This is a genomic window from Corynebacterium sp. LaCa117, assembly GCF_046717765.1.
GTDB classification, from domain to species: Bacteria; Actinomycetota; Actinomycetes; order Mycobacteriales; family Mycobacteriaceae; genus Corynebacterium; species Corynebacterium kefirresidentii.
Map to the genome: position 1 here is coordinate 488,268 of NZ_CP177102.1, position 23,133 is coordinate 511,400.

The following is a 23,133-nucleotide window of genomic DNA, read 5'->3' on the forward strand; positions in this document are numbered from 1 at the left end:
TAGATCGAGCTATCGCGGGTGAATGCGCCCCTACCCGCCCGAATTCAGCAAAAGGGTGAGCAGTGGCACAATGGTGGACATGCTGAAAACCACCATTGATCTCTCCGCCATCGCGCACAACGTCCGCCTCATCAAGGAAAAGGTAGGGCCTGAGGTCAAGCTCATGTGCGTGGTCAAGGCCGATGCCTATGGCCACGGCGCGACCAAAGTCGTGCCGGTAATGGCGCGCGCAGGCGCGGATAGCTTTGGCGTGGCCACTCTGCGGGAAGCGGTGGACTTGCGCCGCGCGGGTGTGGAGGCACCCATCGTGGCGTGGATTTGGCAGACGGACGAAATCCTCGAACAGGCACTTGCCTGCGGCATTGAAGTAGCAGTTAACTCTCTTGAACAGGCACATAAGCTGGTTAAAGCCGATTTTCCTGCTGAGGTATATGTCAAGGTAGAAACCGGCATGCACCGTTCCGGCGTGGATGAAGAGGATTGGGCGGACACTTTCAAGGTGCTGCGCGACGCCCCACATATCAAGGTCCTCGGCCTTATGTCGCACTTTGCCTGTGCTGATGAGCCGGATAATCCACACAACGACGCCCAAGAGGAGGCGTTCCGCAAGGCCCTGCGGCTCGCGCGCGAGATTGGGCTGGAGTGCCCAGTCAATCACCTGGCCAATTCACCAGCTGTGCTGACGCGTCCTTCCTCCTATTTTGAGCAGGTACGTGTAGGCGCCGCCTGCTATGGTTTGGAGCCTATTGACGGCCGCGAGCATGGTCTGCGCCCAGCCATGACCTGGTCCGGGCAGATTTTTAACGTAAAGCCCATTCAGCCAGGGGAAGGCACCTGCTATGGACTGACCTGGAAGGCGGATAAGCCGGGATTTTTGGCCACCGTGGATTGCGGATACGCCGATGGTCTACCGCGTGGTTATCAAGGCGACTTGCATGTAGGCATCGGCGGGCACCTGTATCCACAGGTAGGCCGAATCTGTATGGATCAGATTGTGGTGGACTTGGGCGACAACCCCCATGGCGTGGACACGGGTCAAGATGCCGTGATTTTCGGCAACGGGGGAGTATCGGCTACGGATCTCGCCGCGGCGGCAGGAACCATCAACTACGAGGTGGTCTGCTTGCCCGATGGCCGCACCGAACGCGAATACATAGGAGAAGAAGATGCGCAGTAGCTTTCCGGAATCCGGCAGCCGTGACCTATCCACGGTGGAAGAAACCTATGCCTTCGGCGAAGAGATGGGCGCGGCCCTTGAGGCTGGCGATGTGGTGATCCTGGATGGGCCATTGGGGGCTGGAAAGACGACGCTAACGCAGGGCGTCGCCAAGGGCATGCAGGTCAAGGGGCGGGTAACCTCGCCGACCTTCGTGATTGCCCGCGTACACCGTTCTACGGTGGGCGGACCGGATCTCGTGCATGTGGATGCCTACCGCCTGCTTGATGAAGGCGGCGCTAATTCCGGGGATCCGCTAGGGGAGCTCGATGCTTTGGACTTGGACACGGAGCTAGAAGACGCCGTGGTCATCGCCGAATGGGGCGGGGGACTGGTAGAGCAGATTGCGGAACGTTACCTGTTTATCAGCATCGACCGCGAGCCGGCGGAATATGCGGGCGCAGACGAGGATGTTCGCCGCTTCACATGGTCGTGGCGGGGAGGTCTATAGCACATATGCCCACCTTAAGGGCGGATAAGTGATGAATATCCTAGGTGGAGAACTTGCTCCGAGTATAACCAGTACGTAATTCTATTGAGGTGTTGAATTTTCTCGCCTCTAGTCCTTTGCTATCTCTCTTCGTCATCATGGCGGTGGGTCTAGCGATTGGCAAGATCAAGATCTTCGGCATCTCCCTCGGTGCTGCGGCTGCGATGTTCGTAGCTTTGGGTCTATCTACCGCTAATCCTGATATCCAAATCCCGCCTTTGGTCTATCAATTTGGCCTGGCGATTTTCGTTTATGCCATTGGCCTAAGCTTTGGGCCTTCCTTCGTCCGCGAGTTTAAGACCCGTGGCTGGAAGCTCACGGTATTCATGCTGGGAATGTTGGTAATCCTGGTTGCCGTAGGCTTTGGCCTCATCCGCGCCTTTGGCCTGAGCACGCCAGAAGCTACCGGTATGTTTGCCGGTTCGCTTTCCTCCACGCCGGGTATGGCTGCGGTGGTGGAAATGGTGGGCGATTCCACCCCGGTTGTCGGTTACTCCTTGGCCTACCCGGGTGCGGTTATCGGCGCTATTCTCGTTGCCGCCATCGGCGCTAAGGTGGTCAAGGTCAACCATGAAGAAGATGCCCGCGCAGAGGGCATGATTCCCGCCGAGCTTGTGGCCAAGGGTGTGCGCTTGACCAAGAATTTTAATGACACCGCTGGTCATATCTATCGCGTAACCGGTCAGACCGTCGTTGCTACTCGTATCATTTCTGACGAAGAGCGCCACCGCCTGGCTGTTCCAGAAATGCCGCTGTGTGAGGGTGAGGCTTATTTGCTTAACGGCTCTGAAGAAGCCGTCGATAAGGCCATCGAGGTCTTGGGTGAGGAACACCCGGTGGAGCTGACCGAGGATGCAGGTTTAAAGTACACCCGCGTTACCGTGTCCAACCCGGATATTGCCGGTAAATCGATCCGCGAGATCAAAGCTCTTGACCACGGCTTTATCATCGCTCGTGTCCGCAAGGGTGATAAGGACCTCGTCCCGCACCCAGATACGGTGCTTAACTATTCGGACCGTGTTCGCGTGGTAACCAGCCCGAGCCGCCTGCCGTACGTGCGCAAGTATCTCGGTGACTCTGAAGCTGCTTTGGGCAACGCGGACCTGCTATCCATGGCTATCGGCCTGACGCTGGGTATGTTGCTCGGCCTCATTCCGATTCCGATGCCGGGCGGCTCCACCTTGCAGCTGGGCTTCGGCGGCGGCCCCGTGGTCGTCGGCCTGCTGCTGGGTTACCTCAACCGGACGGGTCCGCTTAACTGGCAGATGCCGTTTCACACGCGCGAAACCATTTCTAATATGGGACTGACCCTCTTCCTCGCTGGCGTGGGTACCTCGGCCGGCGCCTCCTTCCGCGATGCCTTAACGGATCCGTCTTCCCTGACCATCATGGGCGTGGGCCTTATCATCACCTTGATCTCCGCCATTCTTATCGGTGTCATCGGCATGCTAGTTCTGAAGCTGAAGTGGGACGAGGCCATGGGCTGTGCGGCTGGTATGACCACCAACCCTGCGGTCTTTGCCTATATTCGTGACCAAACCGGCACCGAGCTGGCAGCTCGTGGATGGGCCACGGTCTATCCCACCACGATGATCGGCAAGATTATTGCCGCGCAGGTGCTGCTTTTGCTATTGCTATAACGTCAATACATCGCGTTAATTACTCACCCACAGGGGTGCCCGCCTACACTGGCAGGCACTACCCTGTGGGTTTTGTGTTGCGGTTAACCAGGTAGCATCGGTTGCCAGATAAACCGCCCACCGCCTGAAACTTAAAAACTTTTCAAGGAGCCTTACTCACCCCATGACTAAATTCGCTCGCAACCTTACCGCCGCCATTATCGCCATCTTTATTGTTGTCATGATGGTTCTCCTAGCCTCGTCCACCCTGCGCGAGGACAATCCCTTGGAGGGAAACCTCAGCTCCACGCTGTCTAAGACGCCGAAAAACCTGGAGGCGATGAGCCTTATTCCTTCCGATGTCTACGGCAAGGAGTACCGCGCCCTTGGCTTCATTTGCCCGGGCATGCAGGAAGAGAAGGTCAAAGAGGCTCAGATCGATACCAAGGACATCACCTTTGAAGATGGCAAGGTCCCTGAAGGCAAGAGCTACGCGGTTGCCATCTCCCAGAGCGCTGAGCCCTTCATCGAAGAGCTGGATCCGGAGAAGGTTGAGGTGTGCAAGATGATTGACATGCAGATCAAGGCCATGGAGCAGCAGGGCCAGAGCTTGGATGGTGGAGTACCGATGGTCCAAGGTGCCCAGCCGTTGGCGTTCCAGCGTAAGGATGGAACCTGGAAGCTGGTCGGCTAATGCGTGTCCTCGCGATCGACACGGCAACTACCGTCTTGGTTACCGGGGTGGTAGATACCGCCACAGGGCAGACCACCGAGCGTGTATTGGAAGATACCCGCGCTCATAATGAGCTGCTCATACCTACGATCACTGACGTCCTCGCAGAGGCAGGTATGGAGTATTCCGACCTAGATGCGGTGGTCACCGGCGTGGGCCCAGGCCCGTTTACCGGGTTGCGCGTGGGTATGGCGACGGCCTCCGCGCTTGCCGACGCCCTGTCTATCCCCCTCCACGGCGTATGCACCCACGATGCAATCGCCCATGCTGCCGGCCTCCCCGCGAGCCCCGCAGACGCGGACGGCGAGGCCACCGCCTTGGTAGCTACCGACGCACGCCGCAAAGAGATCTATTGGGCCACCTACCGCGCCACCAATTCTGGTGTGCAGCGCATCTCTGGTCCTGAGGTAACTAAGCCGGCAGAAGTTGAGGTGGGACTTAACGCTACGGCCGAGGTCATCATCCCCGAACATCTCGCCACACAGTTACCAGAGAAGCTGACCGAGCTGCCGCACCGCGCGGCCCACCCCACCGCAGCAGCCCTAGTGGCCGTAGCTGACCTCACTGCGGAACCGGCCCCCGTTGTGCCGCTCTACCTCCGCCGCCCGGATGCGGTCCCGCCGAAGCAGCAACAGCTGTCGGCCGCCATCCCCAAGGTGGAACTGTGAAGCTGCGCGAGTTGACCCCGGCCGACGCGCCTCGGTGCGCCGAGCTGGAAAAGGTCCTTTTCCCCGGAGAGACCCCATGGTCCAGCGGAGTTTTCCACCAGGAAATGGCCCAGCCCTTCAACTTCTATTTCGGGGTAGAAGGCGCGCTCGACTCCGCGCACGAATCCACAGTGCTGCTAGGTTATGCGGGAATCGGCATGATGGGGCCAGCGGCTGAACCAGAATTTGAAATCCACACCATCGGCGTCGATCCCGCCGCACAGCGCCGCGGCATCGCTCGCATGATGATGGACAATATTTGCCATATTGCGGATCTTAAAGACGCCCCGGTCTTCCTCGAGGTACGGATAGGCAACGAACCTGCTATCGGCCTTTATGAGGGGTATGCCTTTGCCAAGCAGGGGATTCGTGAGAATTACTACCAACCTTCCGGAGCAGATGCGCACGTGATGGTGCGCCCGCGCCAGTCCGAGCGTTAAAGAAACTTAAGGAGCAGTCATGAAGATCATGGGCATCGAGTCCTCCTGCGACGAAACCGGCGTGGGCATCGTCGAGCTTCGCGAGGATGGTCACATGGAGATCCTCGCAAATGCCGTCGCCTCCTCCATGGAACAGCACGCCCGTTTCGGTGGCGTCGTCCCGGAAATCGCCTCCCGCGCCCACCTTGAAGCCATGCCGCAGGTCATGCAGGCGGCGCTTAATGAGGCGGGCATCGCCAAGCCAGATGCCATCGCCGCCACCGTGGGGCCCGGCCTGGCCGGCGCGCTGTTGGTGGGGGCCTCGGCAGCTAAGGCCTATGCCGCGGCCTGGGGTGTGCCTTTCTACGGCGTGAACCACCTTGGCGGCCACGTTGCCGTGGCCAACCTGGAAGGCGAAGAGCTGCCGCACTCGGTGGCCCTCCTGGTCTCAGGTGGGCATACGCAGCTGCTGGAGGTAGAGGCCGTCGGCAAGCCTATGCGCGAGTTGGGCTCCACGCTTGATGACGCCGCCGGTGAAGCCTACGACAAAGTCTCCCGCCTGCTTGGCCTCGGCTACCCCGGCGGCCCGGTGATTGATAAGCTCGCCGCGCGCGGTGAAGCCACCATCGATTTTCCACGCGGCATGTCCCGTGCCGAGGACCTGCGCGGCCCACACCGCCACGATTTTTCCTTCTCGGGGCTAAAGACTTCCGTGGCTCGCTATGTCGAGCGTGCCGAAAAGGCAGGGGAGACCATCAGCGTGGAAGACGTCTGCGCTAGCTTCCAGGAAGCCGTGGCCGATGTTCTGACTGCCAAGGCCGTCCGCGCCTGCGAAGATACTGGCGCCCGCGTCCTGCTGCTGGGAGGAGGGGTGGCCGCAAATTCCCGCCTGCGCGAGTTGGCCGCCGAGCGCTGTGCCGCCGTTGGGGTCGAGCTGCGCGTGCCGCGCTTTTCACTGTGTACCGACAATGGCGTGATGATCGCGGCCATTGGTGCGCAGCTTATTCATGAAGGTGCCCAGCCCTCTGGTCTCGGAGTTGGCACCGATACCCAGCTGGATGTGGAAGAGCCGCAGTTAACCTAAAGTTCTTCTTTCTCGCTCTGCAGGCGGGGTGCGGGGCCGGTACCCTAAAAGGCGTTCATGCCCTCTTGGCTTTGTGAAGGAGCTTTCTCTCATGACCGTCGGTTTCCTTGTCAACCCTGATCTCACCCGCCGCAAGCTGGAATTCGAGCTGGAGCACGCCAACCAGTTCTTGGGCGGCACCACTGAGGACCGCGTCTCCGTAGTATTCCAAGAAGACGGCACCACCTATGCGGCGCTCTACAACCCCGAAGCCAAGGCTGAAGGCGCCGAACCCAACCCAGTAGCCTCCCTGGCGCGCAACGCCGCCGCCACCGGCAATGCCGCCTTCTTGCAAGACCCCATCCGCTCCATTTGTGGTCCGGTCATCTTCGTTGATGCCGAGGGCGAAGATAAAACCATTGACGCCGTCATCGAGTCCGTGGAGCAGGGCATTCGCGCCGTCAAGAACTACCGCGAAGATAACCCAGAGGAATACACCCTCTGGCGCGCGGCCGTTATCAATTCCGAAAAGAGCCTTTAAGCTTCACTCCCTCACAGGTAGGGTTCAAGCGCTTTTCGCACGCTCGTAATACGGTGTTCACATTCTTATGGTGTCCTAGGGAGCCGTACTGCTTTTTCTAAGACTCCAAAAGGTGAAAACTGTATGCTCCGATCATCGCGCTTCATCGCCTCCTTCGTTACCGCCCTTGCCGTGGGCGGTGCCGCCACCATCGTGCCCGCCACCCCGGCGCTGGCCGCTGATTCGCCCATCTACCGCACCATCCTGCAGCCGGGCGAGGACGAATCCCAAGTGATGGTTACGTGGCGCACCAAGTCCAAGGCGGACGAAGTCCTCGAGGTTACGGGCCCGGAAGGCACCCAGACTTTCCGCGCCGAAGAACGCGATTATGGCGCCCTGCTTTATAAGTCCCAGTTCGCCACCGCCACCGATCTGCAGCCGAATACCGAGTACTCCTACCGCGTCGGCTCTGAGGAAGGCGGCTGGTCCGAACCAGAGACCTTTAACACCGGCTCCAATGGCGATGAGTGGTCTTTCCTCACCGTTGCGGACCCGCAAATCGGCGTGGACCTCAAGGTCGATGACCAAGCGGAGCAGTGGCGCAAGACCATCGCTCACGCGGCTTCCCATGTGCCCAATGCCAACATGATCTGGTCCCTAGGGGATCAAGTAGAAGGCTGGGGCGCCCAAGTGCCGCAGTACGATGCCTACTTCTCCGCCCCGGAAATCCGTCACATCCCGACCAATACCGTTCCGGGCAACCACGAGACCTATAACCTCACCATGAAGCATCATGATGAGCACTTCTCTAACCCTCACCAGGCCGAAGATATCCGCGACCACTACTTCGAGCGCAATAACGTGCTCTTTATTGGCCTGGACTCCAATGCTTCTTCCGACGCCGATATTGCCCGCCACGAGCAGTTCCTGCGCGAGGCCGTGGAATCCCGCGGTGCGGATAATGACTGGATCGTAGTTGGCATGCACCACGGTCCGTATTCACAGGGCTCGCACCACTTTGATAAGGACGTCACCAACCTGCGCGAGAAGCTCACCCCGGTACTCTCTGAGCTCAACGTGGATGCCGTGCTCTCCGGCCACGACCACATCTACACCCGCAGCCACCTGATGAAAAACAACAAGCCAGTCCTGCCGGAAAAGAAGCCACAGCGCGGCGATGTCCTCGAACCCAAGGATGGTGAGGCCTTGTATTTGACCACCACCACCGCGGGTGGCGGCAAGTACTACGACTTCACCGACGTCAATAATCAGAAGCACAAGGGCGCACGCATGGAGACCATCGATCCGAAGCTCGCCCATGAGTCCACCGCCATGTGGCGCCAGGACTACACCGAGGACTACATGCGCGTGGATGTCTCCGATGACAAGCTCACCTTCGCTACCTTCAACGAAGCCGATAACACCCTGGTAGACAAGGTTTCGCTGAAGAAGAAGGACCGTGGCGCTGCGCCTGCCGACGCCTCCACCAGCCCCGCCGAGTCCACCGATCCCGACACCCCAGAGGTGCCACAGGATCCGGAAAGCGGCAGCTCCCTGAGCTCCAGCGATGCTTTGAGTGGACTCAGCTCCAAGAAGTAGCTCGCGTCGCCGGCGTTATTAGCGCTCGGTGTGGCGCAGCCACGCCAGCACGGCCTTGACCCGCCGGTTAGAGTCCTCGGGCCGAAAACCTAGCTTCATAAACACATTGGAGACATGCTTGCTTACCGCTCCAGCGCTAAGAACGAGCGTGTCTTCAATTTCTGTATTGCTTAACCCCTGCGCCATGAGCCCCAACACCTCTCGTTCGCGGGAGGTGAGTTGGGCGAGGCCGGTGCGCTTCGCAGACAGCAGTGCCGTGACCACCTCTGGGTCCACCACGGTGCCGCCGCGGGCGACCTCGTCGAGAGTACGCACGAATTCCTCTACATCAGAAACGCGTTCTTTGAGCAGGTAGCCAAATCCACCGTGCTCCAAGAGGCGGTCGAGGTAGCTTGCCGCTACGTATTGGCTTAGCACTACCACTGGCTGGGTGGGATGGGCCGCTCGCAGGTCATGGACGGCGCGCAGGCCATCGTCCGTCATGGTGGGCGGCATGCGCACATCGCTGATAATAAGGTCGAAGGCTTCTTGCCCTGCGATTGCGCGCAGCTCTTCGGCATCCGTGGCGGCTATAACGCTATGGCCCAAAGAGCTAAGCAGCTGCTCGAGCCCGGCGCGCAGCAGCGCGGAATCTTCCGCGATTAAGAGTTTCATTCCGCCTCCTTCAGCGGCAGTTCGACCAGTAGTCGGCCGCCGCGTTCGCCCGCGGCAGCGTCGTGTGCCGCGGCAAATTTTAGCGTGCCGCCCAGTGCGGCGGCGCGCTCGCGTAGCCCGGCTATGCCAGTACCGGCTCCCGACGTGGTGCCTGTCGCCGCGTCCGTGGTGGACGCCTTGGCCGTGGGGCTGAGGTCGGGGCCGGTGCCATTATCAACGATGTCCAGGCGCAGCATGTCCCCAAAAGTAACCGTTACCATCGCCTCGGTGGCCGCGCCGTGCTTGGAGGCATTGGTAAGCGCTTCGGCCACCGCATGATAGGCCAGCAGGGCAGTGGTCTCGTCCACGGAGCGTTCCGGACCGTCCACGTGCAGTTCAGCCTCCAGCCCGGAGTGGGCGAGTAGCTCGTCGAGGGCGGGGATAAGTCCGGCGTCGAAAAGCACCTGTGGGGCAATGCCACGCACCGTTGCGCGCAGGGAAGCCAGGGCCAAAGAAGCATTATGTTCCGCATCGGCCAAGGCGGGCAGCGCCTCGGGCGGGGCTTGCAACTTTGCCGCCGCCAAGTTGAGCTTGAGCGCGGTCAGGTACTGCTGCGGTCCATCGTGCAGCTCGCGTTCGATGCGGCGGCGCTCGCCGGAGAAGGCATCGATAAGCGTGGCGCGCGAGGCCGCCAACTCCTCGGCCGAGGGGCTCAACGCCAGCCGAGTCAGCGAGGTCGACGCCAAGACCAAGAGGCGGTTGAGCCCCACCAATAAAGCCACCAGCAACGGCGCGGTGAGCCAGCAGGTAAAGAAAATGAGCGGCCGGTTGGTGGTAGACCACTCGCCAAAGGAGAATTCGGTCTTTGGCACGAATGGCGCAATGACCAGCACACCCGCCGTAAACCCCAAGGCAGTCCACGCGGCAAAGCAGGCAGCTGAAAGCAATAGCTGCATAATAAGGTGATAAAACTGCTGCCAATCAAACCAGCGGCCCGCACGCCGGGGTGGGATCTCCACGCCCATCCACTGCGCACCCAGCCGGCCGACAAATTCCGCCGCCCGACCCACGAGCGGAATCCACGGCAGCATCAGCACCGAAACCACCAACGCCGGGATAAATAGCGCGCCAAGGACGAGGCTCCACGCGCAGGCTTTGAGGGTTCGCATAACCCCTGAGCCTAGCTGCCTTACCCGGCGTGGGGCAGTAGAGCTAGCTCTACCATTTTCCGGGCAGCCCGCCCCATGTCTTTCTTCCGTGCGGCCGAGTGGAATCAAAGGCATGTTAAAAGCAGAAAATCTCACCAAGCGCTACGGCCGCCGCACTGTGCTCAAGCGGGTCACTGTTTCCATCGCCCCGGGCGAATTCGTCGCCATCATGGGGCCTTCCGGCAGCGGTAAAACTACGCTCCTTAACCTGCTATCCGGGTTGGATAAGCCCACTTCCGGCCGAGTTAACGCGCCGGGTCGCAAGCAGCGTGCCTTTGTATTCCAAGACTATAACCTTTTGGAAACCCTCAACGCCCAGCGCAATGCCACCTTGACCGCACGCTTTTCCGGCCGGCGCCCTACACGCAGCCGGGTGGCGGAGGTCTTTGATTCGCTCGGCCTTGCTGGCCTGGAGCGCCGCCTGCCCGCACAGCTTTCCGGTGGTCAGCAACAACGCGTGGCTGTAGCCCGGGCCCTGCTGGCTCAAGCGCCCTATATCTTCGCCGACGAACCCACAGGCGCGCTTGACGACGCCACCGCATCCACCGTCCTTTCCCATCTACGCGCCGCCGCCCGCGATGGCGCCAGCGTGATTATGGTGACCCACTCGCACCTCGCCGCTGAAGCGGCCGACCGCGTTATTTCCCTTGAGGAGGTAGCCCATGCTGGTGTGGCTTAAGGACTTACAGTCCAATTGGCTCTCGTGGCTGGCCGTGGCGCTGACCCTGGTGGTCTCTTCCACCTCGTGCACCCTGGCACTAGCCATGCTGGTCGCCTCCTCCGAGGCCGAAGAAAATCCCGCCGGCCCGTTGGGCGGCACGGTATTGGGCATGGCCTTGTGTGTGGTGGTGTTGGTGACGCTGTCGCAGATGCGCCTTATCATCGCCGAGCGCGAGCCGGTCTACCGTTCCTGGCGCATGGTGGGCATGCCCGGGTGGATGATTATTTCCTTCATCCTGGGCCAGGTCGCCGTAGTCAGCGCGGCCGCAGGGCTCCTTGGCGTGCTGCCGGCCGGCCCGCTGCTCGCTCCGTGCGTACGCGCGCTACGCAGCGATGGCATCCCCATGCCCGACATTGCCATTACCGGCCAGGTCACGGTCATTGCGGTCATAGTCTGCATGTCCGCAGCGCTAGTTGGCGCGCTGCCTCCACTGCGCCGAGTCTTCCGGCCGCGCACCACCGCACACCCGGCCTGGACCGTGGTGAAATTCGTACTTGCAGCCGCGGCCATCGGCAGCACGGTTTACGGGTGCTTGCATATTGATGATCCCGGCGACCTTCTCTCGGCCGAGATGGGCTTGGTCATCCTCGTCGCCCTCTTTTGGCCCTGGCTTATGCCCGCTATCGACCAATGGACCCGCGCGGCCGGCATCGCTGGGGCCAATGTGCGCGTGCGTCGCAACTTTTCTACCCCGCACATCGTGCCGTGGGTCCTCGTCGGCGGATTTATCGTCGCCGTAGGCTCTGGCCTGCGCTTTGAAAGCGCCGCAGGCGCCGGCGGCACCCTATCGTCTTGGCAGGTCTTCGTCGCCCTTTTAGGGCCTGTCTTTGCCCCCAGCATCGTGAGTGCCGTGCTCACCTCGCTGCTCATGCACGGGCGCATTGCCTCCGATATCCGCGGTCTCACCCTCGCCGGCGCCGCTCCTCTAGCCTGGATCCGCGTGCAGGTGGGGGAGGCGGCCTGCCTCACCCTGACTGCGGCCGGCGTGGTCTGTGCACTGTGCTTGGCGACGCTCCTCCCACTCCACCACCTGCTCACCCCACAGGTTCCTTTCGGCCAGACGTTGGTGGAGCAGCTGTGGTGGCCGGCCTTCGCCGTAATTTTTGGTGCGATGTTTATCGCACTGGGCGTCGTCAAGCTGGCGCTTGCCGGCTTTGTACGCGCGGGGAATCGGGAGCGCTGAAAGGATCGCTGAGGGCTTAGGAATGTGGGCCGGGTCATTGTTGAGGGTTAGCAGTCACGAGGGTAGAGTGCTAATCAGGTTGTTTGACCCACAGTTGTTCACCCGCGACGACGGCTGTGCTGGACATCCACAACCGGCACGCGCGCGCCATACCGGCGCGCATACGAACACTACGGAGGAAACATCATGGCAAACATTAAGCCTCTCGAGGACCGCGTCCTCGTACAGATCGTAGAAGCTGAAACCACCACCGCTTCCGGCCTGGTTATCCCGGATTCCGCTAAGGAAAAGCCGCAGGAAGCTACCGTCGTTGCAGTAGGCCCAGGCCGCACCAACGACAAGGGTGAGGTCACCCCGGTAGGCGTTAACGAGGGCGATACCGTGGTCTTTTCCAAGTACGGCGGCACCGAGCTGAAGTACAACGGTGAGGAGTACCTGCTGCTGTCCTCCCGTGACCTGCTCGCCGTCATCGAGAAGTAGGCCTCACTATGGCAAAGCTTATTGCATTCGACCAAGAGGCCCGCGAGGGAATTCAGCGCGGCGTCGATACGCTGGCTGATGCCGTCAAGGTCACTCTCGGCCCGCGCGGCCGCAACGTCGTGCTGTCCAAGGCTTTTGGCGGCCCCACCGTCACCAATGATGGCGTGACCATCGCCCGCGATATTGACATCGAGGAGCCCTTCGAGAACCTCGGCGCGCAGCTGGTCAAGTCCGTTGCGGTCAAGACCAATGACACCGCAGGTGATGGCACCACCACCGCTACCTTGCTGGCCCAGGCGCTCATCTTCGAGGGCCTGCGCAACGTAGCGGCCGGCGCCAACCCCATCGAGCTCAACCGCGGCATCGCGGCGGCGGCCGAAAAGGCCGTCGAGGAGCTCAAGGCCCGCGCCACTGCGGTCAACTCCTCCTCTGAAATCGCCCAGGTAGCCACCGTCTCCTCCCGCGACCCGGAGGTTGGCGAGATGGTTGCCGGCGCCATGGACAAGGTGGGCAAGGACGGCGTTGTCACCGTCGAGGAATCCCAGACCATCGACTCCGCCGTCGACGTCACCGAGGGTATTTCCTTTGACAAGGGCTACCTTTCCCCGTACTTCGCTACGGAGGAAGAGACCTACCACGCCGTGCTGGACGACGCCGCAGTATTGCTCGTCCGCAACAAGATCTCCTCCCTGCCGGACTTCCTGCCGCTGCTGGAGAAGATCGCCGAGACCAATCGCCCGACCCTCATCATCGCGGAGGACATCGAGGGCGAGCCGCTGCAGGCGCTCGTCGTCAACTCCATCCGCAAGGTGCTCAAGGTCGCGGCCGTGAAGGCTCCGTACTTTGGCGAGCGCCGCAAGGGCTTCATGGATGACCTGGCTGTCGTTACCGGCGCCACCGTCATCGACCCAGAGGTGGGCGTTAACCTCAACGAGGCTGGCCTCGACGTTTTGGGCTCCGCTCGCCGCGTGACCATCACCAAGGAAGACACTGTCATCGTCGATGGTGGCGGCACCGCTGAAGCGGTAGAGGAGCGCCGCGAGCAGATCCGCCGCGAAATCGAGCGCACCGACTCCACCTGGGATAAGGAAAAGCTGGAGGAGCGTCTGGCTAAGCTCTCCGGCGGCGTGGCCGTCATCCGCGTCGGCGCCGCCACTGAGACCGAGGTCAACGAGCGCAAGCTGCGCGTCGAAGACGCCATCAACGCGGCCCGCGCGGCCGTTGAAGAAGGCGTCATTGCCGGCGGCGGCTCCGTGCTGGTCCAGATTTCCAAGGAACTCGAGTCCTTCGCCGAGGGCTTCGAGGGTGAGGCAAAGGTCGGCGTCCTCGCCGTCGCCCGTGCCCTGACCCGCCCGGCATACTGGATCGCCGAAAATGCTGGCCTTGACGGCGCAGTTGTTGTCTCCCGCGTTGCCGAGATGACCAACGGTGAAGGCTTTAACGCCAATACCCTTGAGTACGGCAACCTCATCGATAACGGCATCATTGACCCAGTCAAGGTCACCCACTCGGCCGTGGTCAACGCCACCTCCGTGGCCCGCATGGTTCTTACCACCGAGGCCTCCGTGGTGGAAAAGCCACAGGAAGAGCAGCCTGCTGACGCCGGACACGGCCACCAGCACTAAACTGGCTACCAACATCGCCCGCCCCGCTTTGCGCGCGGCGGGTTTTGTTGTGCCTAGACTAGGCCCGTGAAATACATCTAGGTCACCGGTGATACCGACCCCATTCGCAAGGCCAATGGCGTCAAACCCGTACTCTTTTCCGCGAATTCCGAGGGTGCCTGCCCCAAGCGCAACGGCGCCGGTGTGGTCTACGTGGAGCCGGGCGTGATGAACGGGTGGAGTCCGGCTATACCGTCATGTGCATTGATCACAATCTTGCTGTGATTGCCCATGCGGATCACGTCATTGACTTGGGCCCCGGAGCCGGTTCGGCCGGCGGTCAGGTGGTCTTTAGCGGTACACCGGCCGCTTTGGCCGAGCGGCGAAGCTCAGTGACGGGGCGCTTTCTTGCCGACGCCCTCGTCTCCCCCTAGCTTTCCTACCTTAAGCGTTGACCGGCGCGGCGGCGCGGCGACGCTGGCGAAGCTCTACCACGCGTTCGGATTCGCTCATTCCGCCCCAGACGCCGTAGGGCTCGGCGGATTGCAAAGCATGCTCGCGGCACATTTCAATGACTGGGCACGAGTTGCAGATTGCCTTCGCGCGGTTTTCGCGCTGGGCGCGGGCGCGGCCGCGCTCGCCATCTGGGTGATAAAATACGTCCGAGTTTTCTCCGCGGCAGGCGCCTTGTAGCTGCCAATCCCACAGGTCAGCGGTGGGACCAGGAAGCAAATGAGGCTGAGACACGTTACTAAGCTCCTTTGTAAGGGCGAGAATTCTTGTGTGGCTTCCGCAGTATCGCGAAAGCAACCTCACGTAGTGTTTCGCGCGTGGGTAAACGGTGGGTTACCGATTTTTGACTTTTAAGTATTGTCCTCGCAATTCCTTCACCGACACCACGGTTTACCAGCGCAAACGCCGAAGGTTAACGGTTTGTGAATTTTCTGCCGTTCAGCTTGCATAGCTAATGGGGCTGCGCGTTGCCTTTGCATAAACTTCCCGTGTGCCAATATGGTTAGTTACCGGTCGAAAACATCTCAGAGGGTGCATACGTGAGCGATAGGGAACAGGAGCTAGCGGATCTCGTTCCGCATGCCGTCGACGGCAGCCGTCGAGCGCTGCAAAAAGTCCTGCAGATCATTCACCCGCAGGTCCTGCGTTACTGCCGCGCCCGCATCGGGGGCGGCCGCCAACCCACCGCGGAAGATGTGGCCCAAGAGATTTGCCTAGCAGTGGCTACCTCGATTGGTTCCTATGAGGACAAGGGCCGTCCTTTTATGGCCTATGTCTACGGCATCGCATTTAATAAGGTCACCGATGCTCACCGCGCGATGGGCCGCGATAAGTCCACGCCTACCGAAGAAATTCCGGAAGACTCCGCGCGTGAAGCCACTCCTGAAGAGTGGGCGCTAGAGGCCGATGGTAGTAACAGAATGCGCGCCTTGCTCGATACATTAAGTGATAAGGCGAAAAACATCGTTATTCTGCGCGTGTTCAACGGTTTGTCAGCAGAAGAGACTGCGGAAATTGTGGGTTCCACTCCAGGCGCGGTCCGTGTGGCACAACACCGAGCACTAGCTCAATTGCGAAAGACCCTCCAAGTCGCGCAGGAAGCTGCACACTAAGGGGCTTGTGGCCCAATCTCACAGCAGGTATTTCATAACAGAAAGGAAGGGGGAGAGACACCATCATGGTTCCTAAGCACCACGGCGATAACGACGACCTAGCGGACCAGCTCCAGCCCTTGGTCGATGATGATGCATTCCTCACTGAGCTTTCGAAGGGGAACGTCCCTTCCGACCGTCAGGATGACCTGGCGGGGTTGCTGCTGGAGTTAAAGGGGGACGTCGACAAGCAGATGCCCCCGGCCCCACTGGTAGAAGGCGCTGAGGCGGAGCCTGAGGTTATTGACCTTGGTAAGGCGCGCAAGCGTCGCCGCGGCGGGCCTTTCGTGCATGGTCTCATTGGTGCGGCCGCTGCAACCCTAGTCATTGCTGGAGCCGGTGGCGCAATGCTGCATGCCGGAACCTTTGATAAAGGGGATAAGACCCGCAATGTAGAGCTGGCCGGAACGCTGGAAGAGATGGAATCTCGCGCGGCCGAAGGCGATATTGAAGGCGCTCGGGAACTGATGAGGGATGCCCGAGCCAAGCTGGACGCGGCCGAAGGCAAGGAAGAAAAGGCCATCGCCGCCAACCGCGAGGCGGAACACAAGCGCTCTGCGCACCCGAAGCCCGCCCCGCACACCGTGACGGAGACCGCCACCGAAACCGTGGCGGAAGAAGCTTCCCAACCGGAACAGCAGCCGGAACAGGTTACCGTGACCGAAACTCAGCACGCCACCGAAACTGTGGTGATCACTGAGCAGGCGCAGCCTAACCCGCAGCCCAACCCCAACGTTGAGGGTGAGCCGACGACCACCATCGAGTTGGGCCAGCAGCAGTAGAAGCTAGCGGCCCTCTAGGCCATCCAAGTATCCCAAGGCATAGTCCCAGGGAACATAGCGGGAGGGATCAGGCTCGGCGCCCGGCTCATGTACCGGCGCTAGCTCCCCTTCGAGCGTGGCGCGCATATTGGCGGCCATAATATCCCACTCATAGAAGTGGTTTTCCTGGCAATCCTCGCACAGGAAGAAGATGCCATCGATGCCGCGCGGGCCGAGGATGGACGCGAATTTCTGCACCAGCGCGAGGTCGTGGATGATGGCGATTCGATCGTCGTCAGTAAGCGGCATGACCTGCTCGTCCTCCTCCAGGAAGGAGGCAGGGTCATTCGGGTCATCGGCGAAAGGATCGCGGGGCATATTGGCGAAGAAGTTCACGCCTGCGAGCCTATTGAACTTACCCTCCCGAGGCAATTTACCCCTGCCCAAATGGTGTCGTCGGCCGGCAAAGCACTACAGTTGTGGTAGCCGCTAAACCTGTTAAGGAGAGACCTCGATGAGCGAGAACCGTATTCATACTGGTGGAGATGACCCGAACAAGGTAGCCCTGCGCGGCCTGACCTTTGACGATGTGCTTCTGTTGCCCGCCGAATCCAATATCGTGCCCTCCGAGGTCGATACCGGCGCGCAGTTTACCCGCAATATTCGCCTCGGCGTCCCGCTTGCCTCGGCCGCCATGGATACCGTGACTGAGGCCCGCATGGCCATTGCCATGGCCCGCCAGGGTGGCATCGGCGTGCTGCACCGCAACCTTTCTACCGAGGATCAGGCCGAGCAGGTAGAAATAGTCAAACGCTCCGAGTCGGGCATGGTCACCGACCCCATCACCGCCTGCCCGGATATGACCATTGGGGAAGTAGACGCGCTGTGCGCCCGCTTCCGTATCTCCGGCCTGCCGGTGGTAGATGAGGACGGCACCTTAGTCGGTATTTGCACCAACCGCGATATGCGCTTCGAGCCTGACTTTGACCGCAAGGTCAGCGAGGTTATGACGGCCATGCCGCTCGTCGTAGCGCGCGAGGGCGTATCCAAGAAGGAAGCCCTCGAACTGCTCTCGGCCAATAAGGTGGAAAAGCTGCCCATCGTCGATGCGGATAATAAGCTCACCGGCCTGATCACCGTCAAGGACTTTGTCAAGACCGAGCAGTATCCCAATGCGTCCAAGGACTCGGCCGGTCGCCTGTTGGTTGCGGCCGGCATCGGTACCGGTGAAGAGTCCTACCAGCGCGCCGCCGCGCTTGTCGACGCCGGCGTGGACGCCCTCGTCGTCGACTCCGCCCACGCCCACAACAACCGCGTGCTGGAAATGGTCTCCCGCGTGCAAAAGGATTTCGGTTCCAAGGTCGATGTCATCGGCGGTAACCTCGCCACCCGCGAGGCCGCGCAGGCGATGATCGATGCCGGCGCCGACGCCATCAAGGTCGGCATCGGCCCGGGCTCCATTTGCACCACCCGCGTCGTCGCCGGCGTGGGCGCGCCGCAGATTACGGCCCTGATGGAGGCCGCCGCAGTAGCTGGCCCGGCCGGTGTGCCGGTTATCGGCGATGGTGGCATGCAGTACTCCGGCGACGTCGCCAAGGCCCTGGCGGCCGGCGCCGATACCGTCATGCTGGGCTCCATGTTTGCCGGCACCACCGAAGCCCCCGGTGACATCGTGGTCTACCAGGGCAAGCAGTACAAGCGCTACCGCGGCATGGGCTCCATGGGCGCCATGCAGGGCCGTGGACTTTCCGGCGAGAAGCGCTCCTATTCCAAGGATCGCTATTTCCAGGCCGACGTCCGCAGCGAGGACAAGCTGGTTCCGGAAGGCGTCGAGGGCCGCGTGCCCTTCCGCGGCGATATCGATGCCATCGTGCACCAGATTATCGGCGGCCTGCGCGCTTCCATGGGCTATACCGGCTCCGCCACCCTGGCCGAGCTGAAGACCAAGCGCTTCGTTCAAATCACCGCCGCGGGCCTAAAGGAATCCCACCCGCACCACCTGCAGCAAATCGCAGAAGCACCAAACTACCGCTAGGAATATCATGCGTGAATACGCCGAAATTGGCATCGGCCGCGAGGCCCGTCGTACCTTCGATCTAGAGCAACTATCCATCGTGCCGCAGCGCCGTACCCGTTCCTCCAAGGACGTGGACACCACCTGGCACATCGACGCCTATACCTTCGACATCCCCTTCGTGTCCCACCCCACTGATGCGCTCGCCACCCCCGAGTTCATCATCGAGATGGGCAAGCAGGGCGGCCTGGGCGTCATTAATGCTGAGGGTTTGTGGGGCCGCCACGAGGACCTCGAGGGCGCTCTAGCTCGCATTTACTCGCAGCCGGGCGATAACTCCATCATTCAGGAGCTGCACGCCGCACCGCTTGACGACGCCCTCCTCACCCAACGCATCTCCCAGGTCCGCGACTCCGGAGTCACCGTCGCTGTGCGTGTTTCTCCGCAAAATGCTCGCGAGATGGCCCCGAAGGTCATCGCGGCCGGTGCCGAGCTGCTGTTTATTCAGGGCACCCTGGTCTCGGCCGAACACGTGGCTACCGGGGGCGAGCCGCTGAACCTCAAGGAGTTCATCGGATCGCTGGATGTGCCGGTCATCGCGGGCGGAGTTACCGACTACACCACCGCGCTGCACCTGATGCGCACCGGCGCGGCCGGCGTTATCGTAGGCGCTGGTGTGACGACCAACGCCGAGACCGTTGGTATTGACCCGGCCATGGCCACCGCGATTGCCGACGCCGCCGCAGCCCGCCGCGATTACCTCGACGAGACTGGCGGCCGCTACGTGCACATTATCGCCGATACCGAGTTTGAAAACTCCGGCAATATTGCCAAGGCTTTTGCTTGTGGCGCCGACAGTGTCGCTCTCGGCCCACTGCTTGCTCAAGCTCGCGAGGCCGGCGGTAAAGGCTGGTACTGGCCCGCCACGGCCGGCCACCCGCGTTTCCCCCGCGGCTTCGTCCAGTTCTCCGGAGCTGATGCTGACTTGGATGTTGATTTCCTCACCGCCGGTACCCCGGCCGAAGCTGCAGAAGAGTCTGACGCTCCTTCGCTTGAAACGGTGTTGCACGGCCCTTCCAGCGAGCCCTTCGGCCGCACCAACTTGGTCGGCGCGCTACGCCGCTCCATGGCAAAGTGCGGCTACACCGACCTGAAGTCCTTCCAGAAGGTCGAGCTCGCCGTCCGCCACTAATCGGCAATCTCGAACGCGGCTGTGCTTTCTTGGCGCAGCCGCGTTTTGTCTTCAAGCTTTCTTTTCCTCTGGAGAGGTAGAGCGTGGCGGAGAAGGAGAGTGGTTAGGAAACCAACTGCCAACCGCCTTCCCTCCTCCATGTGGTCTCGCGCGACATCGGCCGCCATTGTCCTGCATTGTGGGCTGGGCACACGCGTGCTCCCGCAGGATTGAGTTCTACAACCTTCTTTTCCCCCTCCGCACGCAGCACTACCGAATTATGCGCTACTTCTGGGTATCCCATGCGCTCTGCCTGCTGAGTGCCGCATAAGGGAGCCCACTCGTCCCACTCGCTTCCAAAGACTTCCGCGGCCGGAAGTGTCACCTGTTGCGGGCCTTGTTCATCCAGCGCAGACGTCACCTCGGCCGTAGTTGGGGTCGAGTCACAACCGCACAACAACAGGCTCGCGGCGAGCACAATAGCCAAGCGCTTCATAAGCTATCAGTCTAGTGGGTTAGACTATGGGGCGTGACTAAGCCAAATACTACCCCGCGCCCCGTCCTCGTAGTGGACTTTGGCGCTCAGTACGCGCAGCTTATTGCCCGTCGCGTGCGCGAGGCCAAGATTTACTCCGAGGTTGTCCCTCACTCCGCGTCTGTGGAGGAAATCAAAGCTAAAGATCCTGCCGCGCTTATCCTGTCGGGCGGCCCGTCCTCCGTCTATGCTGACGGTGCCCCAGCCCTGAAGCCGGAGCTGCTTGAGCTCGGCATTCCTGTCTTCGGCATCTGTTATGGCTTCCAGGCCATGAACCACGCTCTTGGTGGCACCGTGTCGTCGACTGGCGAGCGTGAGTACGGCCGTACCGATATGAATGTTAAGGGCGGCGTACTTCACGAAGGCCTGGAGGCTACCCACAAGGTGTGGATGTCTCACGGCGATGCCGTATCTGCCGCTCCCGAAGGCTTTGAGGTTACGGCCACCTCGGCCGGTGCTCCGGTTGCAGCAATGGAGTGCCTGGAAAAGAAGATGGCCGGTGTGCAGTACCACCCTGAGGTGCAGCACTCGCCGCACGGCCAGGAAGTGCTTACCCGCTTCCTGACCGAGATTGCCGGCCTAGAGCAGAACTGGACGGCCGATAATATCGCCGAGCAGCTCATTGCCGATGTCCGCGCCCAGGTGGGCGAGGAAGGCCGCGCCATCTGTGCCCTTTCCGGCGGTGTGGACTCTGCTGTGGCGGCCGCACTGGTGCAGCGTGCCATCGGTGATCGCCTCACTTGTGTCTTCGTAGATCACGGCTTGCTGCGTGCCGGCGAGCGTGAGCAGGTGGAAAAGGACTTTGTTGCCTCCACCGGCGCGAAGCTGGTGACTGCGGATGAGCGCGCTGCCTTCCTGGAAAAGCTGGCAGGCGTTAGCGACCCAGAAGCCAAGCGCAAGGCCATCGGCGCGGAGTTTATCCGTTCCTTTGAGCGCGCGGTTGCAGGCGTGCTTGACGACGCCCCCGCAGGCTCCACCGTCGACTACCTCGTCCAGGGAACGCTGTACCCGGACGTTGTCGAGTCTGGCGGCGGCGATGGCACGGCGAATATTAAGTCTCACCACAATGTCGGCGGTTTGCCGGATGACGTGGAGTTCGAACTGGTTGAGCCGTTGCGCCTGCTGTTTAAGGACGAGGTGCGCGCCGTCGGCCGCGAGCTGGGCTTGCCGGAAGAGATCGTTAGCCGTCAGCCATTCCCAGGCCCAGGTTTGGGTATCCGCATTATCGGTGAGGTAACCGAGGAGCGCTTGGAGACGCTGCGTGAGGCGGACCTCATTGCCCGCACCGAGCTGACCAATGCCGGCCTGGATGACCAGATTTGGCAGTGCCCGGTCGTGCTGCTGGCTGATGTCCGTTCCGTTGGTGTGCAAGGTGATGGCCGCACCTACGGTCACCCGATTGTGCTGCGCCCGGTGTCCTCGGAGGACGCCATGACTGCGGACTGGACCCGCTTGCCATACGAGGTACTGGAGAAAATTTCTACCCGCATCACCAATGAGGTGAAGGACGTCAACCGCGTTGTCTTGGACTGCACCTCCAAGCCACCGGGAACCATCGAGTGGGAATAAAACGGCATGCGTAGAAGGCGCTCAGGCTATCTCTGAGCGCCTTTTCGCGCGTTTGAGGAGCGTGTTTATTCACGCGGGGTAAACGGCGGCCGCCACACAATGCGCCCGCCCACCCGCTCGAGGCGGCCGCGCCGGGGCGGAGCGTTGGGGTCATCGTCGTTAACGCCATTATGGTAAGCGCAGCACATGACCAGGTTTTTCATATTCGTCTCCCCACCGTTACTCCACGCCTTGAGGTGGTGGACCTGGGAGAGGTCGGCCGGTTGGTTGCAGCCCGGCCAGGCACAGCGTGGGTTTTCTGCAGCGGCCATGATGCGCTGTTTGTCATTGGCCACGCGCGCTGTGCGGTAGAGGTTGACCGGCCCTTCTTCGGGGTGCACGAGTGTGACGTAGCCGGTTTCTCTATCGCCAGAAAAGCCGACGTCGTTGAGTACGCGCCGCAGATATTCGGTTCCGGTAATGGTGGCGCCATTGGTCAGGTCGAGTTCGATATCGTCGCCATGGCCGTCGCGGATGCGAATGAATTTGTCTAATGGCACGATGGCATTGGTTATCACCTCTGCCCGCGCGGCCGCTGCCTGGTCAAAAAAGATTTTTTCTACCGCCTCGAGCGATTGCTTTCCTGTCGCAGCCAGCGCGGCGTTGAGATCCGCGATGAAACTAGAGGTTCCGGTGATGGCCAGCGTCCAGTAGTCATTGGGGCGTCGGTAAGTGCGCACGCCTGGAGTAACGGTGTTGTCTTTCATCTCGCGCAGGCGCCGGCGAGCATGTTTAAGAATATGGCTCATCGCGCCGGTCATTGCACAGCACTCCGCGCGTAGCTCCCAGGCCTGTTTCTTGCTCGGGGCGCGGTTAACAATGCGCTCTAGGGCGGTGAGCGTGGCGATGGAATGGGCGTTGCGACGGGCGTCGGCAATAGCACGGCGCTGCAGCCGGGTAAATTTGGTGCGGCCAAAGTAGCTCTCACACAAAAGAAGCAGATCGGCCGCGATGGCATCGGGTGCGCCGCGGTCCATAAGCTCGGACCCAGACATGCCCTGGCACCCGGCGATGATGTCCATGCCGGGGCCTAAGGCAGTGAGGTAGGTCTCGAGTGCGTTCATGCCTGCAACGCTACGACGCGCACCTACACCGGCGCACGGCCGGCGCAACCGCTGCGGCCAGTTGTGTGGATAACCCGGCCTACATACCCGAGGCGGGGCGGAAAAGCTGTGGATAACCCCG

24 protein-coding genes and 1 pseudogene are annotated in these 23,133 nt (G+C 61.2%); 19 read left to right on the top strand and 6 right to left on the bottom strand.

All coding sequences use genetic code 11. The features are described from left to right. The first annotated feature begins 73 nt into the window (after positions 1-73). The 9 genes from alr (at position 74) to ACLI1L_RS02540 (ending at position 8,366) form a co-directional block, all read left to right on the top strand. Entirely contained in the window at positions 74-1,177 is a 1,104-nt protein-coding gene (gene alr / locus ACLI1L_RS02500) for an alanine racemase (RefSeq protein WP_411708348.1), read from the top strand. After that, positions 1,167-1,667: a tRNA (adenosine(37)-N6)-threonylcarbamoyltransferase complex ATPase subunit type 1 TsaE gene (gene tsaE, locus ACLI1L_RS02505; RefSeq protein WP_086587800.1), complete on the top strand. Its 501-nt coding sequence runs from the start codon at positions 1,167-1,169 to the stop codon at positions 1,665-1,667. The genes alr and tsaE overlap by 11 nt, the downstream gene beginning before the upstream one ends. Positions 1,668-1,756: 89 nt before the next feature. Then, complete coding sequence (locus tag ACLI1L_RS02510) at positions 1,757-3,346, top strand: aspartate:alanine exchanger family transporter (protein ID WP_239208262.1); 1,590 nt, start codon at positions 1,757-1,759, stop codon at positions 3,344-3,346. Between the two features lie 163 nt (positions 3,347-3,509). After that, positions 3,510-4,019 carry a hypothetical protein gene (locus ACLI1L_RS02515; protein WP_411707962.1) on the top strand — a complete coding sequence of 170 codons (510 nt, stop codon included), beginning with the start codon at positions 3,510-3,512 and terminating at the stop codon, positions 4,017-4,019. Then, positions 4,019-4,726 (top strand): tRNA (adenosine(37)-N6)-threonylcarbamoyltransferase complex dimerization subunit type 1 TsaB, encoded by a 708-nt coding sequence (gene tsaB / locus ACLI1L_RS02520; RefSeq protein ID WP_411707963.1) that lies wholly within the window; start codon positions 4,019-4,021, stop codon positions 4,724-4,726. Before ACLI1L_RS02515 ends, tsaB begins: the two co-directional genes overlap by 1 nt. Next, entirely contained in the window at positions 4,723-5,205 is a 483-nt protein-coding gene (locus tag ACLI1L_RS02525) for a GNAT family N-acetyltransferase (RefSeq protein ID WP_411707964.1), read from the top strand. Before tsaB ends, ACLI1L_RS02525 begins: the two co-directional genes overlap by 4 nt. 19 nt (positions 5,206-5,224) lie before the next feature. Continuing rightward, the gene (tsaD, locus tag ACLI1L_RS02530) at positions 5,225-6,268 is read left to right on the top strand and encodes a tRNA (adenosine(37)-N6)-threonylcarbamoyltransferase complex transferase subunit TsaD (protein WP_411707965.1); all 1,044 of its coding nucleotides are present in this window, start codon (positions 5,225-5,227) and stop codon (positions 6,266-6,268) included. A gap of 91 nt (positions 6,269-6,359) precedes the next feature. Next, on the top strand, positions 6,360-6,788 hold the full coding sequence (locus ACLI1L_RS02535) for a hypothetical protein (protein WP_086587806.1): 429 nt from the start codon (positions 6,360-6,362) through the stop codon (positions 6,786-6,788). Between the two features lie 123 nt (positions 6,789-6,911). After that, on the top strand, positions 6,912-8,366 hold the full coding sequence (locus ACLI1L_RS02540) for a fibronectin type III domain-containing protein (protein WP_411707966.1): 1,455 nt from the start codon (positions 6,912-6,914) through the stop codon (positions 8,364-8,366). 18 nt (positions 8,367-8,384) lie between these two features. Here ACLI1L_RS02540 and ACLI1L_RS02545 read toward each other — a convergent pair whose 3' ends face one another. Both ACLI1L_RS02545 and ACLI1L_RS02550 read right to left on the bottom strand, forming a co-directional pair. Further along, positions 8,385-9,020, bottom strand: coding sequence for a response regulator transcription factor (locus ACLI1L_RS02545; RefSeq protein ID WP_411707967.1), 636 nt, complete (start codon positions 9,018-9,020; stop codon positions 8,385-8,387). After that, on the bottom strand, positions 9,017-10,168 hold the full coding sequence (locus ACLI1L_RS02550) for a sensor histidine kinase (protein ID WP_411707968.1): 1,152 nt from the start codon (positions 10,166-10,168) through the stop codon (positions 9,017-9,019). The genes ACLI1L_RS02545 and ACLI1L_RS02550 overlap by 4 nt, the downstream gene beginning before the upstream one ends. 112 nt (positions 10,169-10,280) lie before the next feature. Here ACLI1L_RS02550 and ACLI1L_RS02555 point away from each other — a divergent pair, with 112 nt between their 5' ends. The 5 genes and pseudogenes from ACLI1L_RS02555 to ACLI1L_RS02575 form a co-directional block, all read left to right on the top strand. Continuing rightward, positions 10,281-10,886: an ABC transporter ATP-binding protein gene (locus tag ACLI1L_RS02555; protein ID WP_411707969.1), complete on the top strand. Its 606-nt coding sequence runs from the start codon at positions 10,281-10,283 to the stop codon at positions 10,884-10,886. Beyond that, the gene (locus ACLI1L_RS02560; RefSeq protein WP_411707970.1) at positions 10,870-12,111 is read left to right on the top strand and encodes an FtsX-like permease family protein; all 1,242 of its coding nucleotides are present in this window, start codon (positions 10,870-10,872) and stop codon (positions 12,109-12,111) included. Before ACLI1L_RS02555 ends, ACLI1L_RS02560 begins: the two co-directional genes overlap by 17 nt. 186 nt (positions 12,112-12,297) lie before the next feature. Further along, positions 12,298-12,591, top strand: a complete 294-nt coding sequence (groES, locus tag ACLI1L_RS02565; protein WP_005322702.1) for a co-chaperone GroES — start codon at positions 12,298-12,300, stop codon at positions 12,589-12,591. A gap of 8 nt (positions 12,592-12,599) precedes the next feature. Next, positions 12,600-14,216 (top strand): chaperonin GroEL, encoded by a 1,617-nt coding sequence (gene groL, locus ACLI1L_RS02570; RefSeq protein ID WP_411707971.1) that lies wholly within the window; start codon positions 12,600-12,602, stop codon positions 14,214-14,216. Positions 14,217-14,300: 84 nt separating this feature from the next. Continuing rightward, positions 14,301-14,629 (top strand): annotated as a pseudogene (locus ACLI1L_RS02575) (hypothetical protein); the annotation flags it as partial. A 10-nt stretch (positions 14,630-14,639) separates the two neighbouring features. Here the strand turns inward: ACLI1L_RS02575 and ACLI1L_RS02580 are convergent. After that, complete coding sequence (locus ACLI1L_RS02580) at positions 14,640-14,942, bottom strand: WhiB family transcriptional regulator (RefSeq protein WP_086587814.1); 303 nt, start codon at positions 14,940-14,942, stop codon at positions 14,640-14,642. A 305-nt stretch (positions 14,943-15,247) separates the two neighbouring features. Between ACLI1L_RS02580 and ACLI1L_RS02585 the strand changes: the two genes are divergently transcribed. Both ACLI1L_RS02585 and ACLI1L_RS02590 read left to right on the top strand, forming a co-directional pair. Further along, positions 15,248-15,820 carry a sigma-70 family RNA polymerase sigma factor gene (locus ACLI1L_RS02585; protein ID WP_086587815.1) on the top strand — a complete coding sequence of 191 codons (573 nt, stop codon included), beginning with the start codon at positions 15,248-15,250 and terminating at the stop codon, positions 15,818-15,820. A 65-nt stretch (positions 15,821-15,885) separates the two neighbouring features. Next, positions 15,886-16,641, top strand: coding sequence for a hypothetical protein (locus ACLI1L_RS02590; RefSeq protein WP_086587816.1), 756 nt, complete (start codon positions 15,886-15,888; stop codon positions 16,639-16,641). A 3-nt stretch (positions 16,642-16,644) separates the two neighbouring features. Here ACLI1L_RS02590 and ACLI1L_RS02595 read toward each other — a convergent pair whose 3' ends face one another. Next, entirely contained in the window at positions 16,645-17,016 is a 372-nt protein-coding gene (locus ACLI1L_RS02595) for a DUF5319 domain-containing protein (RefSeq protein ID WP_005326826.1), read from the bottom strand. Between the two features lie 118 nt (positions 17,017-17,134). Between ACLI1L_RS02595 and guaB the strand changes: the two genes are divergently transcribed. Both guaB and ACLI1L_RS02605 read left to right on the top strand, forming a co-directional pair. Beyond that, a complete protein-coding gene (guaB, locus tag ACLI1L_RS02600) occupies positions 17,135-18,655 on the top strand; it encodes an IMP dehydrogenase (protein WP_411707972.1) in 1,521 nt (506 codons plus the stop codon). A gap of 7 nt (positions 18,656-18,662) precedes the next feature. Then, positions 18,663-19,826: a GuaB3 family IMP dehydrogenase-related protein gene (locus ACLI1L_RS02605; RefSeq protein ID WP_086587818.1), complete on the top strand. Its 1,164-nt coding sequence runs from the start codon at positions 18,663-18,665 to the stop codon at positions 19,824-19,826. A gap of 103 nt (positions 19,827-19,929) precedes the next feature. Here ACLI1L_RS02605 and ACLI1L_RS02610 read toward each other — a convergent pair whose 3' ends face one another. Continuing rightward, positions 19,930-20,301: a hypothetical protein gene (locus ACLI1L_RS02610; RefSeq protein ID WP_143339234.1), complete on the bottom strand. Its 372-nt coding sequence runs from the start codon at positions 20,299-20,301 to the stop codon at positions 19,930-19,932. Between the two features lie 33 nt (positions 20,302-20,334). On the opposite strand from ACLI1L_RS02610, the gene guaA reads away from it, so the two are divergent. After that, a complete protein-coding gene (gene guaA, locus ACLI1L_RS02615; RefSeq protein WP_208612446.1) occupies positions 20,335-21,909 on the top strand; it encodes a glutamine-hydrolyzing GMP synthase in 1,575 nt (524 codons plus the stop codon). 65 nt (positions 21,910-21,974) lie between these two features. Here guaA and ACLI1L_RS02620 read toward each other — a convergent pair whose 3' ends face one another. Continuing rightward, positions 21,975-23,012 (bottom strand): HNH endonuclease signature motif containing protein, encoded by a 1,038-nt coding sequence (locus ACLI1L_RS02620; RefSeq protein WP_394286081.1) that lies wholly within the window; start codon positions 23,010-23,012, stop codon positions 21,975-21,977. Positions 23,013-23,133 lie beyond the last annotated feature (121 nt).